Source organism: Amycolatopsis sp. CA-211722, assembly GCF_056828465.1.
The window spans coordinates 7,159,647-7,175,591 of the sequence record NZ_CP184752.1; the positions used below are offsets into that span (position 1 = coordinate 7,159,647).

11 protein-coding genes are annotated in these 15,945 nt (G+C 68.8%); 5 read left to right on the top strand and 6 right to left on the bottom strand.

The window, feature by feature from the left end; translation table 11 throughout:
* Positions 1 to 4 precede the first annotated feature (4 nt).
* The gene (locus tag ACOCEP_RS33645; protein WP_005159022.1) at positions 5 to 439 is read right to left on the bottom strand and encodes a roadblock/LC7 domain-containing protein; all 435 of its coding nucleotides are present in this window, start codon (positions 437 to 439) and stop codon (positions 5 to 7) included.
* On the bottom strand, positions 436 to 1,656 hold the full coding sequence (locus tag ACOCEP_RS33650) for a sensor histidine kinase (RefSeq protein ID WP_482333335.1): 1,221 nt from the start codon (positions 1,654 to 1,656) through the stop codon (positions 436 to 438). Before ACOCEP_RS33650 ends, ACOCEP_RS33645 begins: the two co-directional genes overlap by 4 nt.
* A 271-nt stretch (positions 1,657 to 1,927) precedes the next feature.
* Between ACOCEP_RS33650 and ACOCEP_RS33655 the strand changes: the two genes are divergently transcribed.
* The 4 genes from ACOCEP_RS33655 to ACOCEP_RS33670 all read left to right on the top strand — a co-directional run bounded on the left by ACOCEP_RS33655 (position 1,928) and on the right by ACOCEP_RS33670 (position 7,919).
* Positions 1,928 to 2,545 carry a TetR/AcrR family transcriptional regulator gene (locus ACOCEP_RS33655; protein WP_482333336.1) on the top strand — a complete coding sequence of 206 codons (618 nt, stop codon included), beginning with the start codon at positions 1,928 to 1,930 and terminating at the stop codon, positions 2,543 to 2,545.
* A gap of 30 nt (positions 2,546 to 2,575) precedes the next feature.
* Entirely contained in the window at positions 2,576 to 4,309 is a 1,734-nt protein-coding gene (locus tag ACOCEP_RS33660) for an ABC transporter ATP-binding protein (RefSeq protein WP_482333337.1), read from the top strand.
* The gene (locus ACOCEP_RS33665) at positions 4,309 to 6,342 is read left to right on the top strand and encodes an ABC transporter ATP-binding protein (protein WP_482333338.1); all 2,034 of its coding nucleotides are present in this window, start codon (positions 4,309 to 4,311) and stop codon (positions 6,340 to 6,342) included. Before ACOCEP_RS33660 ends, ACOCEP_RS33665 begins: the two co-directional genes overlap by 1 nt.
* A 128-nt stretch (positions 6,343 to 6,470) precedes the next feature.
* Entirely contained in the window at positions 6,471 to 7,919 is a 1,449-nt protein-coding gene (locus ACOCEP_RS33670) for a DNA polymerase ligase N-terminal domain-containing protein (RefSeq protein ID WP_482333340.1), read from the top strand.
* Positions 7,920 to 8,079: 160 nt separating this feature from the next.
* Here the strand turns inward: ACOCEP_RS33670 and ACOCEP_RS33675 are convergent, their stop codons facing one another.
* The 3 genes from ACOCEP_RS33675 to ACOCEP_RS33685 all read right to left on the bottom strand — a co-directional run bounded on the left by ACOCEP_RS33675 (position 8,080) and on the right by ACOCEP_RS33685 (position 10,945).
* Positions 8,080 to 8,433, bottom strand: a complete 354-nt coding sequence (locus ACOCEP_RS33675) for an STAS domain-containing protein (protein ID WP_482333341.1) — start codon at positions 8,431 to 8,433, stop codon at positions 8,080 to 8,082.
* Between the two features lie 75 nt (positions 8,434 to 8,508).
* Positions 8,509 to 10,017 (bottom strand): CYTH and CHAD domain-containing protein, encoded by a 1,509-nt coding sequence (locus ACOCEP_RS33680; RefSeq protein WP_482333343.1) that lies wholly within the window; start codon positions 10,015 to 10,017, stop codon positions 8,509 to 8,511.
* A 70-nt stretch (positions 10,018 to 10,087) separates the two neighbouring features.
* Complete coding sequence (locus ACOCEP_RS33685; protein WP_482333346.1) at positions 10,088 to 10,945, bottom strand: helix-turn-helix domain-containing protein; 858 nt, start codon at positions 10,943 to 10,945, stop codon at positions 10,088 to 10,090.
* A gap of 675 nt (positions 10,946 to 11,620) precedes the next feature.
* On the opposite strand from ACOCEP_RS33685, the gene ACOCEP_RS33690 reads away from it, so the two are divergent.
* Complete coding sequence (locus tag ACOCEP_RS33690) at positions 11,621 to 12,739, top strand: erythromycin esterase family protein (RefSeq protein ID WP_482333348.1); 1,119 nt, start codon at positions 11,621 to 11,623, stop codon at positions 12,737 to 12,739.
* A gap of 188 nt (positions 12,740 to 12,927) precedes the next feature.
* Here the strand turns inward: ACOCEP_RS33690 and ACOCEP_RS33695 are convergent, their stop codons facing one another.
* Positions 12,928 to 15,894, bottom strand: a complete 2,967-nt coding sequence (locus ACOCEP_RS33695; protein ID WP_482333349.1) for an AfsR/SARP family transcriptional regulator — start codon at positions 15,892 to 15,894, stop codon at positions 12,928 to 12,930.
* Positions 15,895 to 15,945: the final 51 nt, after the last annotated feature.

The window sequence follows — 15,945 nt, forward strand, 5'->3', positions numbered from 1 at the left end:
ATTCTCAGGCCTGCGGCCGTCGGGCGGTCAGGACCTGCCGGAGTCCCGCTCGCACCTCGGGGGTGAGCGCGTGACCGGCGTTGGTGATGAACTGGGTCATCTCGTAGGCGACGACCTTCATGTCGCAGTCCGGTTCGGTGAGCACCGCGAGCCCCGCCTCGGCACCGATCCCCATGAACAGGAAGTACCCACGGGTGAGCCGGATGATGATCTGCTCGCAGTTGCCCTTGCCGAACAGCGCGGCGCTGTTGCCCGCGAGGCTGAGCAGGCCGCTCGCGATCGCCGCGAGCTGCTCGGCGTCGTCGCTGGACACCGATTCCGAAGCGGTCAAAGGGAAACCGTCGACGGACATGATCAGCGCGTGGCTGGCGCCGTGCACCTTGCGCACGAAGTCGTCGAGCAACCACGTGAAATCCGTGGTCGCGTCCTGGGCGGTCACTGGGTGTTTCCTCCGGTCTCACGCTCGTGCCGGTCGTCGAGGGCGGCACGCTCGCCGTCGGTGAAGGCATCGAGGTCGGCCAGCAGCGCCTCGTGCCCGTCCGCCGCGTCGGCGGGCGGGGTGGTCGGCGGGGCCGGTTCGTCGGGCAAAGTCCTGATACTGCGGGAAACCCGGCGCGGAAGACCGCTGGCCGTGGTGCCGCCGTCGGCGGGCGGCTCGAAGGCCGTGCGCGGACGTGGGCTGGGCTTCCGTTCCGGTTCCGCCGAAGGAGCCGGGCGTCGCCGCGGGAGCCCGGACGGCGTCGCGACCGGGGTGCCCACGGACGCTCCGTTGGTGATCCTGGCCTGCGGCAGCACGACGGTCTGCGAACCGGACCACTGCTTCTCGGCCAGTTCCGAAACCACCGGGACCGGGAGCAGCACGGTCGCGACCGTGCCGTGCGGGGTGCGGCGGTCGAGTTTGACGGTGATCTCGTGCCGGTCGGCGAGCCTGCCGACGACCGCGAGTCCCATGTGCCGCACGGAATCGTCGTCGAGCACCGGACCGGCCGCCAGCCGCTCGTTCAGTGCCGCGAGGCGGTCGGGCGGCATGCCGATGCCCTCGTCCTCGATGCGGATCAGCACGCTGCCCTGTTCGGTGAGATGCGCGCTGACGCTGACCGGTGAACTCGGCGAAGACTGGTTCGCCGCGTTGTCGAACAGTTCCGCGAGGATCCGGCTGACGTCTTCGGCGGCGAAACCGACGACACCGAGCGAAACGACCCGGCCGATCGTGATCCGCGAGTAGTGGTCGATCGACGACATCGCGGCCCGCATCACGTCGAGCACGGACGAGATCCCGGCCGTCGTGTCGTCGGCGTCGCGGCCGGCGAGGACGCGCAGGTTCTCGGCGTTGCGCCGCAACCGGGTCGCCAGGTGGTCGAGCCGGTAGAGCTCGGCGAGACGGTCGGAGTTCTCCTCCCCCGCCTCCATCGTCTCCAGCTGCGCGAGCAGCTGGTCGAGCAGATTGAGGTCGCGCAGCGCGACATTGGAGCAGACACCGGCGAGCGCGCCGGCGTCCGGCGCGTCCACGGCCGGCCTCTGCTCCACCTCCGGTTCGACCGGTGGAGCCGACGGAGCGTGCCGGGGCGGGGCGGCGAGGAACTGCGCCGCGGCGACCCTGGAACGGTCCAGAAGAACCCGTGAGCGGTCAAGCAAGCCTCGAGCCCGCGTCACCATGTGCTTCCACTTCTTTCTCTTCGCATACCCGGACCCGTGTCGCACTCCCCAGCACAACGACGGCCATGCAAGCAGAAGTCACTATCCGTGTCCACAGTCGGTTTCCGTTCAACCGCTGGCAGTGACGTGGTCACGAACGCGTTACGGCTGGTGAGCGCGGCGCGCTAGGCCATTCGGCTGCATCTGCGTGTTCCGCGCCACGGGGGATGCCCGAAAAGTGCGTGTCGCGCATTAATTTGCGCGCCCCGCAACTTTTCCCTAAACTGAGGGCATGACCGAACCCCTGGGACTGCGTGAACGCAAGAAGCGCGCGGCCCGGCGCGCCATGAGCGAGGCAGCGCTCAAGCTCGCCATGGAGAAGGGCGTCGAACAGGTCCGCGTCGAGGACATCGCCACCGCCGTGGGCGTTTCCCCGCGCACGTTCAACAACTACTTCTCCAGCAAGGAGGAGGCGATCTGCTCGTTCATCGTCGAACGGCAGGAGCTTCTGCGGGAGGCGCTGCGGGAGCGGCCCTCGGAAGAGACCTTGTGGGAGGCGGTCGGCGCCGCGACGCTGGAAGCCTACGGCAGCCTGGGGGAACCGAACCGCGGCTCGGTCGAGCTGGCGCGGTCACTGCTCTTGCACCCGTCCGTGCAGGGCGAGTTCCTCAAAGCGCACGCCAAGGTCGAACAGGTACTGGCCGACGCCATCCTGGAGCGTGCGGGCGCGGGCCCGGAAAACGCGTTGAACGCGCGGCTCATGGCGGCGATCGTGGAGTCCGCGGTGAAGACCGCGTTCTTCAGCTGGCTGATCGACGAGGGCTCCAGGCCGTTCTTGGGGACGCTCGACGTCCTCCTGCACGAGGCCGCGGCGGGCGTCCCCTCGCTCACCGACCCGAACCAGAAGTAACACCCGACCCACCACTGGGGAGAAACCGTTGTGCTGACCAAGCTGTTGCGCGTTCACCTGCGCCCGTACCGGCGAGACCTGTGGCTGATCGTGCTGCTGCAGTTCGTCCAGACCCTCGCCGGGCTCTACCTCCCCACGCTGAACGCCGACATCATCGACGCTGGCGTGGTCAAGGGCGACATCGACTACATCCTCGGGGTCGGCGGCGTCATGCTGCTGGTGTCGCTGGTGCAGATCGCCTGCTCGATCGGCGCCGTCTACTACGGCGCCCGGACCGCGATGGCGGTCGGCCGGGACGTCCGGGGCGCCATCTTCCACCGGGTCCAGGACTTCTCCGCCCGTGAAGTCGGCCAATTCGGGACGCCATCGCTGATCACCCGCACCACCAACGACGTCCAGCAGGTACAGATGCTGACGTTGATGGCCTTCACCCTGATGGTGTCCGCGCCGATCATGTGCTTCGGCGGCATCATCATGGCGCTGAACCAGGACGTCACGCTCTCGTGGCTGCTGGTGCTCGTGGTGCCGATCCTCGGCGTCTCGGTCGGGGTCATCATCGCGAAGATGCGGCCGGCGTTCCGGCTGATGCAGGAACGGATCGACAAGATCAACCAGATCCTGCGCGAGCAGATCATGGGCGTCCGCGTGATCAGGGCGTTCGTCAAGGACACGCACGAACGGCGGCGGTTCACCAAGGCCGACGCCGAACTGCTGGACGTCTCGCTCGTCGTCGGCAGGCTGATGGCTCTGATGTTCCCCATCGTCATGCTCGTGATGAACGCCTCCAGCGTCGCCGTGCTGTGGTTCGGCGGGCTGCGCATCGACGACGGCAGCATGCAGATCGGCGCGCTGACCGCGTTCCTCTCGTACCTGATGCAGATTCTGATGGCGGTCATGATGGCCACCTTCATGTTCATGATGGTGCCCCGCGCCGAGGTCAGCGCCGAACGCATCACCGAGGTGCTCGACACGCACACCAGCGTCGTCCTCCCGGCGAACCCGGTCAGCCCCGGCGAGGTGCGCGGACGCCTCGAACTGTCCGATGTGGAATTCCGTTACCCCGGCGCGGAGAAGCCGGTGCTCCAGGAGATCTCGCTGCTGGCCCGGCCTGGCGAGACCACCGCGATCATCGGCAGCACCGGCAGCGGCAAGACCACGCTGCTCAACCTGATCCCCCGGCTGATGGACGCCACCGACGGCTCGGTGCGGGTCGACGGCGTCGACGTCCGCGAACTGGACGCGACCGTGCTGTCCGACGCCGTCGGGCTCGTGCCGCAGAAGCCGTACCTGTTCGCCGGGACGGTGGCGAGCAATCTCCGCTACGGCAAGGCGGACGCCACCGACGAAGAGCTCTGGCACGCGCTGGAGGTCGCCCAGGGCAAGGACTTCGTCGAGCGGATGCCGGAGGGGCTGAATTCGCCCATCGCCCAGGGCGGGACCAACGTCTCGGGCGGGCAGCGGCAGCGGCTCGCGATCGCCCGGATGCTGGTGCGGCGCCCCGAGATCTACCTCTTCGACGACTCCTTCTCCGCCCTCGACTACGCGACCGACGCCGCGCTGCGGCGGGCACTCGTGGCCGAGACCGCCGAGGCGACCGTGGTCATCGTCGCGCAGCGGGTCAGCACGATCCGCCACGCCGACCGCATCGTCGTGCTCGACGAAGGCCGCGTCGTCGGCAGCGGAACCCATACCGAACTCATGGACACGAACGAGACCTATCGGGAGATCGTGCTGTCCCAGCTGACCGAGCAGGAGGCCGCCTGATGAGCGCGCCCGAATCCACACAGTCTTCTTCGGACACCGGGAACACTCCCGCCAAACCGGTGGGCGAGCGCGCGAGCGCCGCGCGGGGCCCCGGCCCCGGGGGCGGCAGTCTCGGCCGTGGCCCCGCCGGCTTCATGGGCGGGCAGCCCGCCGAAAAGGCGTTGGACTTCAAGGGATCCCTGAAACGGCTGCTGCGTCTGCTGCAACCGCAACGAGCCATGCTGTACGGCATCCTGCTCTTCGGCATCGCCAGCGTCTCGTTGAGCGTCATCGGCCCGAAGATCCTCGGGATGGCCACGGACCTCATCTTCGCGGGTGTCGTCGCGAAGGACATGCCCGCGGGAGTGAGCAAGGACCAGGTCATCGCCGGGCTGCGGGCGGCGGGCGACAACACCGTCGCCGATCTGTACTCGGGGATCGACTTCGTCCCCGGTCAGCGGATCGACCTCGACGCCGTCGGCCAGGTCCTGTTGTGGGTGCTGCTGCTCTACATCGTGGCGTCGTTCTTCTCGCTGCTGCAGGCCAGGCTGACCACGAACCTGGTCCAGCGGGCGGTGTTCGACCTGCGCGAGCGGATCGAGGAGAAGTTCGCCAAGCTCCCGCTGAGCTACTTCGACCGCCAGCCGCGCGGCGAGGTGCTGAGCCGGGCGACCAACGACATCGACAATCTCGCGCTCTCCCTCCAGCAGACCCTCGCACAGATCGTGTCGTCGCTGCTGATGGTCGTCGGCGTGCTGGTGATGATGTTCGTCATCTCGCCCCTGCTGGCGCTCGTCGCGCTGCTTTCGGTGCCGGCGTCGGTGCTCGTCGCGGCCAAGATCGGCAAGAAGGCGCAGCCGCAGTTCATCAAGCAGTGGTCCACCACCGGACGGCTCAACGCGCATATCGAGGAGATGTACACCGGGCACTCGCTGGTCAAGGTGTTCGGCCGCCGCGAGGAGGCCGAGGAGGTCTTCCGCGAGCACAACGACACGCTCTACGGCGCGAGCTTCAAGGCGCAGTTCATCTCGGGCACCATCCAGCCCGCGATGATGTTCATCGGCAACCTGAGCTACGTGCTGGTGGCCGTGATCGGCGCGCTGCGGGTGGCGTCCGGGACGCTGTCGCTCGGCGACGTCCAGGCGTTCATCCAGTACTCACGGCAGTTCAGCCAGCCGGTCACGCAGATCGCCAGCATGGCGAACCTGCTGCAGTCCGGGATCGCGTCCGCGGAGCGGGTCTTCGCGCTGCTCGACGCGGACGAGCAGGAACCCGAGCCCGCCGAACCCGCGCGGGTCGCAGACGTGCGGGGCCAGGTCGAGTTCGAGCACGTGTCGTTCCGGTACGCCGAGGACACGCCGCTCATCGAGGACCTTTCGCTCACCGTCGAACCGGGGCACACCGTCGCCATCGTCGGCCCGACCGGAGCGGGGAAGACCACGCTGGTCAACCTGCTCATGCGGTTCTACGAACTCGACGGCGGCCGGATCACCCTCGACGGCGTCGACATCGCCGGGATGGACCGCGAGGACCTGCGGGCCAAGACCGGCATGGTGCTACAGGACGCGTGGCTGTTCGGCGGCACCATCGCGGAGAACATCGCCTACGGTGCCACGGATGCCACGCACGAGGAGATCGTCGCGGCGGCCAAGGCGACCCATGTCGACCGGTTCGTCCGGACCCTTCCGGACGGGTACGACACGGTGATCGACGACGAGGGCGGCACGGTCAGCGCCGGTGAGAAACAGCTGATCACCGTCGCGCGGGCGTTCCTGGCGAAACCCGCGATCCTCATCCTCGACGAGGCCACCAGTTCCGTCGACACGCGGACCGAGGTGCTGATCCAGCGGGCGATGAATTCGCTGCGCGAAGGGCGGACGAGTTTCGTCATCGCGCACCGGCTCTCCACCATCCGCGACGCGGACGTCATCCTGGTGATGGAGAACGGGTCGATCGTCGAGCAGGGCGATCACGAAACATTGCTGCTCACCGGTGGTGCGTACTCCCGGCTCTACGCCGCGCAGTTCGCGGAGGCACTGGCCGAGACCGACTGAACCACCTCCCGCCGAGGGCCTCTTTTCCTGCTGTAACCGTGGGAAAAGAGGCTCTCAGCGCACGAAAGGAGCGTGGACGGCGCTAGGCTTGCGTGACCCGATCCGAAAGAGGGGTGCGCTGGCCGGCCATGGCGGAGAAACTCGGCGAATACCGCCGTAAGCGCAAACCGGGACGTACTCCCGAACCTCTCCCCGATCGCGACGGGGACGCCGGGGCCGACGATCTCTTCGTCATCCAGGAGCACCACGCGAGCAGTCTGCACTGGGACATCCGCCTCGAACGGGACGGCGTGCTCGTCTCCTGGGCGGTGCCGAAGGGCCTGCCGATGTCGCCGGATCTCGAGCGGCTCGCCGTGCACACCGAAGACCACCCGATGGAATACCTCACGTTCGAAGGAGAGATTCCCGCGGGCGAATACGGCGGCGGCACCATGACGATCTGGGACACCGGCCGGTACGAAACGCTGCACTTCAACGACCACAAGGTCGAAGTCGTCTTCCACGGCGAGCGGGCCCGCGGGAAATACCTGTTCCTCAACGTGAAGAAGGACGGCAGGGACAACGGCTGGTTGCTCAAAAGGCTCGACCCCGCCGATCCCGGCCGCGCGCACCTCCCCTCTTTCCTCGCCCCGATGCTGAGCAAACCGGGGCGGCTTCCGTCGACGAGCGAAGACGCGGACTGGGCCTACGAATTCGACTGGTCGGGCCGCCGGACCCTGATCCGGGTGTCCGGGGGACGCATCACCGCCTACGACGATTCGGGCGACGACGTCACCGGGCTGTATCCCGAATTCCGCGGCCTCGGTGAACAGCTCGGCGCCATGGAAGCGTTCCTGGACGGGGAAATCGTCGTCTTCGACGGCGGGAAGCCGAGCCCCGAAGGCCTCGGGCACCGCGCACGGGCGACGAAGAGTTCGGCGAAACGGCTCACGTCCCGGTATCCCGCGTTCTACCTCGTGAACGACCTCCTGCATCTCGACGGCCGCTCCTGCGTCGAGACGCCTTATGTCGCACGACGGGAACTCCTCGACGAACTCGGTCTCGCCGGGCCGCATTGGCAAGTCCCGCGGTACTACCTCGGGGACGGCGGCGCGGTGGCGCGGGCGGCCCGCGAACACGGGCTCGCCGGCATCGTCGCCAAACGGGCCGGCTCCGCGTACCACCCGGGAAGGCGCACCGGGGAATGGCTCTCCATCACCGGAACCCTGGTACAGCAAGTGGTTCTGGGCGGTTGGCGGCCGGGCGGCGGCAGCCGGGCGGACACGTTCAGCTCGCTGCTGCTCGGCGTCCCGCACGAGGATGGCCTGCGGTACATCGGAAACGTCGGCGTCGGGTTCGCGGGCGACGAACTGGTGGAGCTCTCCCGGCGGCTGTTCCGCTTGGAGCGCAAAACCTCCCCGTTCCACTCCGTTCCGGACAAGCAGGCGCGGGACGCGCGCTGGTCGCGGCCGACCATCGTCGGCGAGGTCGTCTTCGGCGGCTGGACCGACGCGGGCTGCCTGCGCAATCCACGCTGGCGCGGCCTGCTGCCGGACGTCCAGGCCGACGAGGTGGAACTCGACGGCAGATCGGGCTAGGGCGTGTTTCACAAGTCTGTTCGATGGGATTCGTGATCCAGGTGGTTCCTGGCGGTGCGGGCGGATCGGCCTCGTACCGGGTCGTACTCGGCCGCATCCGCCCGTGCCGTCAGGGACCGCCTGGGCGCGAAGACCGCGAACGTGACTTGTGAAACACGCCCTAGATGCGCACGTCCTCGAGATCCCAGCTGACGTCGAGATCGGCTCCGACCCCGCTGACGTCCAGAATCCGTGACACCAAAGCGGTCTTCACGATCACCGAGAATCGTGGGGACACCGCGTTCGCCTCCTCGAGCGCCTGCAATCCGGCACAGCTGAGAAAACGGACGCCGGAGAGGTCGAGGATCACGTGCTTTCCTCTGACACAAGCACCGCTGAGCTCGGTACGGAACCGGCCCACCGTGGCGGCGTCGATCTCCCCCACCGCGGTGAGGATGAGGACGCCGTCCTTGCGGCGGCTGGTGGTCACGGCCAGGGGCGGGGCTTCGCCGGGTACGCGCTGGCCAGGCAACATTGGGGGCGCCTCTCTCCAGACCACCAAGTTCCCTCGACGGTACTCAGCGACGGCGAGAGGTCAACCCGGGCTACCTCATTTGAGCCATTTCGGACGAGAACCTTTACCCATGTCTTGCCATTCTCCGGCGAAGCGCCGATGCGCGGACTCCGCCGCGGCGATCGAGCGCCCATGCAGAACCCCGAACGTGAAGGCGTTTTCGTTCTCGGCGTACGCGCGCAGGCCGAGGAGCCGCAGGACGTCCCGGGTGACCACGATGTCGTGATGCGTGCCGAGCGTGGACTGCACCGCCTTGACGTTCTTTCGCCATTTTCGAAGTTTCCTGCCGGATACCGGCCTGACCGTATCCGCCGCGTACCTGGCTCGTTTGGCCTTCTTGCGTACCTCGTGCAGTGCGGCGTCCTGCTCCGCACCGGGCTCCAGCTCGCGCGCCGCCGCGACGGCCTTGCCGAGCTTCCGGGCCGAGCGCGCGACCGCCGCGCGCAGTTCCTTCTTGCCGCCCTTGATCTTCCGGGGTTTACGGACGAGCTTTTCCAGTGCGCGCAACAGCTCCGTGTACCGCTTGCTGTCGAGCGCCCGGATCGCCCGAGCCTTGGCCTCTTCGGCCTCGCGCGCGAAGTGCCGCGTCATCAGCTGCTCGACGTTGCCCAGCACCAGCTCGGCCGGTAGCGCCTTGACCTCGTCGTGCAGGCGTGCCGACATCACCTCGGTGTCCCTCGCCGGCCCGAGTTCGCCCCCGAGCCAGCGAAGTTCGGCGGCCAGCCCGTCCGCGACGTCCGGATCGAGGGAACGCCGGAACGTCCGCAGCGCGCTGCGGAGCCGCCTGCTCGCGACCCGCATCTGGTGCACCGCGTCCTCGGTGTCGCGGCGGACCCCTATGTCGTTGCGTCGCAACGATTCCAGCTCCGCGGCGAGGTAATCCGCCAGCACCGAACCCGATTCTCGCCTCGCGGACGGCACGAGCTCGTCGGTCAGGCGCCGGAGCTTCGACGGCCACCGTGACCGCTCCGCGCCCGCCTCCAGCACCGCGTGGTCCAAACTCTCGAGCACCTCGGGATCGGCACCGGGCGAGAGTTCGATCTCGATCTCTCGCCACCGGTCGAGATGCGCCTTCTCCCCGCCCGCTTCGCCGGTGACGACGTCGTCGGTCAGCGTCGCGACCTCACGCCCTCCTGCGTCGAGCAAGGCGTACGAGGTGCGCTCGGTGCGAAGATGCGCGGCCTGGACGAGTTTGGCGCCGAGGGTGTGCGCCCGGACCAGCTTCGCCAGCGCGCCCGGCACCTTGTCCGGCTTGCCCGCCAACGGGAGGCGGAGTTCTTCTCGCCGGTCTTCGCCGACCGGGAGCTTGAGGTGCCAGCCCTCGTCACTCCCGCCCAGCCGCCGCCGAAGCGTGATGCCGGCCTGGGCGAGCCGGAAGTCGGAGGTGTCGAAATACGTGGCGTCGAGGATGTCGACCCTCGGGTCGGCCTGGTTCGTCACGGGGCCGACCGGGACCAGCGGCGGGATGGGCCGATCGGCCGCCAGGTCGTACTTCCGCTCGATCTCCGTCTCGGCGACCGGGGCACCACCCTGCGTCTTCGTCACCACGAACTCCTTCTTCTCGGCTACCGGCAAGGATTACCCCAGGAGGCGACCGCGGGAAACCTCGGACGACTCACTCCTCCATCCGGTCGTACCGATCCGCCCATTCGGCGAGCGTTTGACGTGACTTCTCCTCGGTCAGGGTATCGCTTTCCAGTCTCGCGACGAGCGAATAATAGGCCTCGACCGCCACCCGGTCGTCGATGAACACCCCGGCCGCATAGGAATCCGTGTACACCACGGCCGGATGTTCCGTGAATTCCATGATGGTGAACGAATTCTCGAGCACCGCGCCGACTCCGCCGCTTTCCGGGACGATACGAATGGAGCAATACGGCAGGTTCGCCGACAGGACGAGATGAAGCAGCTGCTCGTGCATGATCCGGGGACCGCCGACGACCGAACGCAGCGCTCGCTCGTGGACGTAGAACCGGCACCGGGGCGGACGATCACGCTGCAGCAGCTTCTGCCGGTCGATCCTGGCCTTCACGACCTGATCCAGCTGAGCCTGGTCGCGGTTGCCGATCAGCTCGAAGGCGGTGCGGGCGTACTGTTCGGTCTGGAGGAGGTCGGGCAGGGTCAACGACTCGTAGCGCACCAGCGTGTGCGCGAGATTCTCTTGGATAGCAAGGGATTTCATCGGATCGACGAGTTCGTCGAAGTACGGCCGAACCCAGTACAGGTCTCCGCCGGGCTGGGTCAGCTCCAGCAGCAGGTCACGTTCGGGCTCCGCCTCGCCACAGGACGCGAGGTACAGCGCCGCGTCCACCACGGAGAGCTCACGCAGCCCTTGTTCCCACCTCGTGACCTTGCTCTGCAACCAGCCGTTACGGCGGCTGACGTCGGCTCCGCTGAAGTGCTTGCGCTGCCGGAACGCCTTCATGCGGTGGCCCAGTTCGCGGGTCCGCGCCGTCGAATCCTTCTCAACCATGCGGGAGAAAGTAGGGCCGAACTCCGGCCGCGCGGTGAATGCCACGCGGTGATTCACCTCAACTGCTGATAACTTGCGCTCGCGCATTTCTGCGAAGGACCACTTCGCAAGCGAAGCCGCTTCGCACGCGAAGCGTCCTTAAACTTTATAGCGGACGATAGGAATGGGAGCGAGTCGTCCGGAAGTGTTTTTCTTGCGGCACGGCAGACCGTCGCTGCCGCCCTGGCGCCTCGCGGCAGGTTGTCGTGGGCCTGCCGCGAGGAGTGAGGCGGCGCGGGTGGCGTCGGCGGCGAGATCCGAGCTTGGCCGGGGTTGCGAAAGTGGCTTTCGCAACGTTGAAGGTTGCGAAAGTGGCTTTCGCAACCCGGTCGGCCGAGCCCGGGCACGGCACCACCCTGGCGACCATGTCGCGAAAGCCACTTTCGAGACGTCTGATGTCCCGGAAGTGGCTTTCGCGATACCCCTCCAGAACCCCCAAGCCTTCCCGGGCCGGACCCGGGATCAACAGCGGCCGGGAGCCAGCAGGTCCGTACGCCACCCTTGGCCAGAACCCGACCGTCACTCACGAAGGCTTACCGACCCGCGCCTGACACGACGTTTGAGACTTTGACACCCAGATCAAGGGCGAATCTGACCAGAGTTTCAACCGAGGCATCAACGATACGCTTGAACCTCATGAGTCAAGACATCCGAGACTTCGTGACCCCCTCCTGCGACCTGCTCGCCCTCGGCGAGCCGACGCACGCGACCCCGGTCTTCGCGGACGTCCGCAACGAGCTGTTCGCCCAGCTGGTCGGTCGCGGCTTCCGCTCGATCGCCCTCGAAACGGATCGCGTGGCCGCGCTCGTCGCGAACGACTTCGTCCGCGACGGCACCGGAACCCTCGACCTCGCGATGAGCGAAGGCTTCTCGCACGTCTTCGGTGCCGTCGAGGCGAACAGGCGGCTGATCGCCTGGATGCGCGAGTTCAACGAGAACCGGCCTCGCGAGGAGCGGCTTTCGTTCCACGGCTTCGACACCCAGACCGAGAACACCTCGGCGCCCAGTCCTCGTCCCTACCTCGAACACGCCCGTGACTTCCTTGGCTTCGACGTCGACATCGCGGGCCCGGCGGGCGACGACGAACGCTGGGGCCGCACGGAAGCCGTCATGGACGCGGCTTCGTCGCCCGGCGCCTCCGCCGACGCCTACCGGCTGCGCGCGATCGCGGCCGACCTGCTCGGCGCGCTCCGCTCCCGGAAACCGGAGCCGGTCACGGAGCACTGGTCGCGGGCGGAGATCCAGCTCATGGCGGGTATCGATCTGCTTCGCTACCACCGGCAATGCGCCGAACCGTTGGAGCCGCACGAGCGCTACGCGCCCCTCGTCGCGACCCGGGACGCCATCATGGCGCGGAATCTGCTGGACATCCGAGCCGCCGAAGCCGTCCGGGGCAGGACGCTGGTCTTCGCCCACAATCTCCACCTGCGCCGCCAGGCGAGCACGATGCGGGTGGCGGGGACGGAGACCACCTGGTTCCCCGCCGGCGCGCTGGTGGCTCCCCTGCTGGGCGACCGCTACGTCTTCGTGGCGACCAGCCTCGGCCGAAGCGAAGCCATCGCGCTCGAAGAGCCGGAGCCCGACACCTACGAAGGGTTCCTTCAGAAGCACGTCACCACGGACTGGGGCCTGCTCACCGCGGCCGAGGTCCCGCCCGCGAGCATCCGGACCGACCCCACCCCTCGGCAGGGTTACTTCCCGCTCGACCCGGGGATCCTGAACGACGCGGACGCGATTCTGCACGTCCGGTCCTAGGCACCGTCGCCCAGCGGTCGAACCGGGTGACGCCTCCTGCCCTCGGAAGGCGTCACCCGGCCACGAGCACGCGCCGCCACCCCCAGTGCCGCGATCCGGGGCGGCGCGAAGTCCGCTCACTTGAGCAGGAGTCAACACCCCGGTGCCATAACTTCGCCAAACGCCGCGCCCGGCGGTCGCCCACCGGGCTAGGCCGGGGTCGCCCCGAAGCGGATCTTCGTCAAGGCTTCACGAGCCCGGTCGCGCTGGGACCCGTTCTGGCCCATGGCGGACAGATCCTTGAGCGCGCGCAATTCCCACACCGGGAAGCCCAGTTCACGGAACAGCCCCGCGGCGGTCCGGAGTCCTTCGGCGGCTTCGGTCGCGACGCCTTCGGCGGCTCGCAGGCGCCCGAAGCTGAGCAGCGCGTATCCACCGCCCCGGCGGTCTCCGAGTTCACGGAAGGTGCTCATCGCCAGGCTCAGGTGCTCGGCGGCGCGGCCGTGCTCACCCGCCAGACGCAGCGATTCGCCGAAGCTCCGGTGCGTGTAGGCGGCGGCATGCCGGTGGCCGACGTAGTCGAACAGCTCCAGCGACCGCGAGAGGCATCGTTCGCTCTCCCCCGCGTCGCCGTTCTTCGCGTGGAGGTCGCCGAAGCTCCGGAGGACGTGCGCCTCCCAATGGCGTTCTCGCGAGCTGCGCGTGCCGATCAGCGCGCTCGTCAGCAGCTCGCCCGCCTCGTCCATCCGCCCGTTGCGGCGCAGGACGTCGGCGTACCGTTTGGCGGACCTGTCGTGCTGGCGCCCGTCCTCGCAATGGAGCGAAAGCAGCAGGCTCGCGTCGAAGCATTCCTTCGCCCGCCGGAAATCGCCGAGGTCGTCCCACAGCGAGCCGAACTGCGCCGACGCCGTCGCCTGCCCGGCCAGGTCACCGCAGTCCCGCAGCAGGTCCAGTGCCTCCCTCAGCGCGTGGACCGCCGCTCCGGTCCGCCCGGTGTCGGCGTCGACGTCGGCGAGCGCGATCAACGCGGACCCGGTGCCCGGATGATCACCCACGGAGCGGAACCTGTTCTCCGCCAACGAGAAGCAGGTTCGCGCCCGGGCCAGATCCCCGGCGTCGGCGTGGGCGTGCCCGAGCTTGAGCAGCTTTCCCGCCTCGGCGGGGAGATCGACGCGATCGCGCACGATGCCGAAGCCGAGCCAGGCCGGGGATCCGCCTTTCGCCGGGCCGACGAGATCGCTGTAGGCGTCGGCGAGCCGCATGGCCAGCTCGGTCCAACCGTGGTTCTTCGCGGTCCGGACGGCGAGCGCGAGATTCGCCGATTCCGTGTCACGCCAGCCGATCGGGTCGGCCGCGACACGATCAGCCACAGCCGCCGGGACGTCCGCTCGCCGGCGCGGCGGGTACTCGGCGCCGAGTGCTGCCAGCGCGTGTTCGGACAACGCCGCCATGGCCGTCAGCGCGCGCCGAAGAGCTCCGGGATCCGGCGGTTCCCGGAGCGCGAGCCGGGTCAGGGCCGGTAGCCGGTACCGGAGGACACCCGTTCGATCGGGCTCGGCGCGCAGCAGGTGGTCGTCCACCAGCTCGTCGAGCAGTTCGGCCGCCTCGACGGCCGAGCCGCCGAGCATGGCCGCCGCGAACCAGCCGGCGAACTCGGTGGCGCCGGGGAAACCGAGCATCCGCAGGGATTTCCGCTGTCGTGGCGACAGCTCGGCGAGGGCATCGGCGAGCACCGGGCCGACACCGAAGTCCCCGGCGGCGAGTTCGTCGATGCGCAGGCGTTCGTTCTCCAGACGCGCCGCGAACTCGGCGACGCTCAGCCGCGGCCGCTGCAGCAGCTTCATCCCCGCCGCCCGCACCGCCAGCGCGAGCCCGTCGCAACAGGCCAGCACCCGGCGGACCGCGTCGGGTTCGGCGGACACTCGGGACTCACCGGCGATCGCGCCGAGCAGTTCCCGTGCTTCCGCGTCGGGCAGCGCACCGACTTCGACGGGCCTGGCGCCGACGAGCCCGGCCAGCCGCCGCCGCGTCGTGACGATCGCCGCGCAGCCGGGACCGGTCGGCAGCAGCGGCCGTACCTCGGTCTCGGACCGGCAGTTCTCGAGGACCACGAGCAACCGCCGGTCCGCGGTGTGGCTCTGCCACAACGAGATCCGCCCGGCCCGGTCGGCGGGGATCTCCGCCTCCGCGAGGCCGAGCGCGCCGAGGAACCCGGCGAGCACGTCGCCGGTGTCACGCAGATCGGCGACGAGCTGCCCGTCCGGGAACCGCTTGCGCACCCGCCACGCGGCCTGGACGGCCAATGCGCTCTTCCCCGACCCCGCCGCTCCATGCAGCACGACCGGTGCCGGACCGCGCAGGGCGCGCCCCACGTCCGCCAGTTCCCTTGTCCTGCCGATGAAATCCGGTGTCGCCGAGGGCAGCCGGCACGGCGTGCCGCCCGCGGACCAGCCGGTGCCCGCGATCCGGCGATGCGCCGCGAGCAGATCCTCCCCCGGCAGGACCCCGGTGTGCTCCCACAGCGCCCGACGGCACCGGTCGAGGACGGCCAGCGCCGCGTCCCGCCGCCCGAGCCCGTGCAGTGCCTCGGCCAGCCACCCGGCCAGGCGCTCGTCACCCGGCCGGTCGGCCAGTTCGGGTCCCAACCGGTCGGCGACCGCCTTATGGTCGCCGGCCGCCAGTTCCAGCTCGACGAGCTTGCCCAGCACTGAACTCCGCTGGTCCTCCAGCCACAGCCGGTGCGCTTCCACCAGCGGGCCGACCGGAACGTCGGCGAAGGCCCGGCCACGCCACAACCCCAGCGCCTGGTCGAGCAGCGCCCCGCGTTCGGCACCGGTCGTCTTCGCGGCCGCGGTGGTCAGCTCGGCGAACGCGCTGACGTCCAGTTCCCCGCCCGACACCGTCAGCCGGTAGCCGCTCCGGCCGGACCGCAACCGCTGCCGGGCGTCGTCCACCGGGACACCGGGCGACAACGCCTTGCGCAGCTTGGAGACCGCCATCTGCACGACCGCGGCGGCACTCGACGGCGGGCCCTGCGGCCAGAGTTCGTCCACGAGGGTGTCCCGGTGGACGAACTCGTTCGGCCTGGACAGGAGCACCGCGAGCACCCGACGGGGCTGAGCCGCCGACGGCAGCGGGACCGAGGCCGCGAGCGGGCCGAGCACCTTGAACTCCACGAACCACCTATCACCTGGACGGATGACCAGAATGTAACCCGGTGCCCTCCC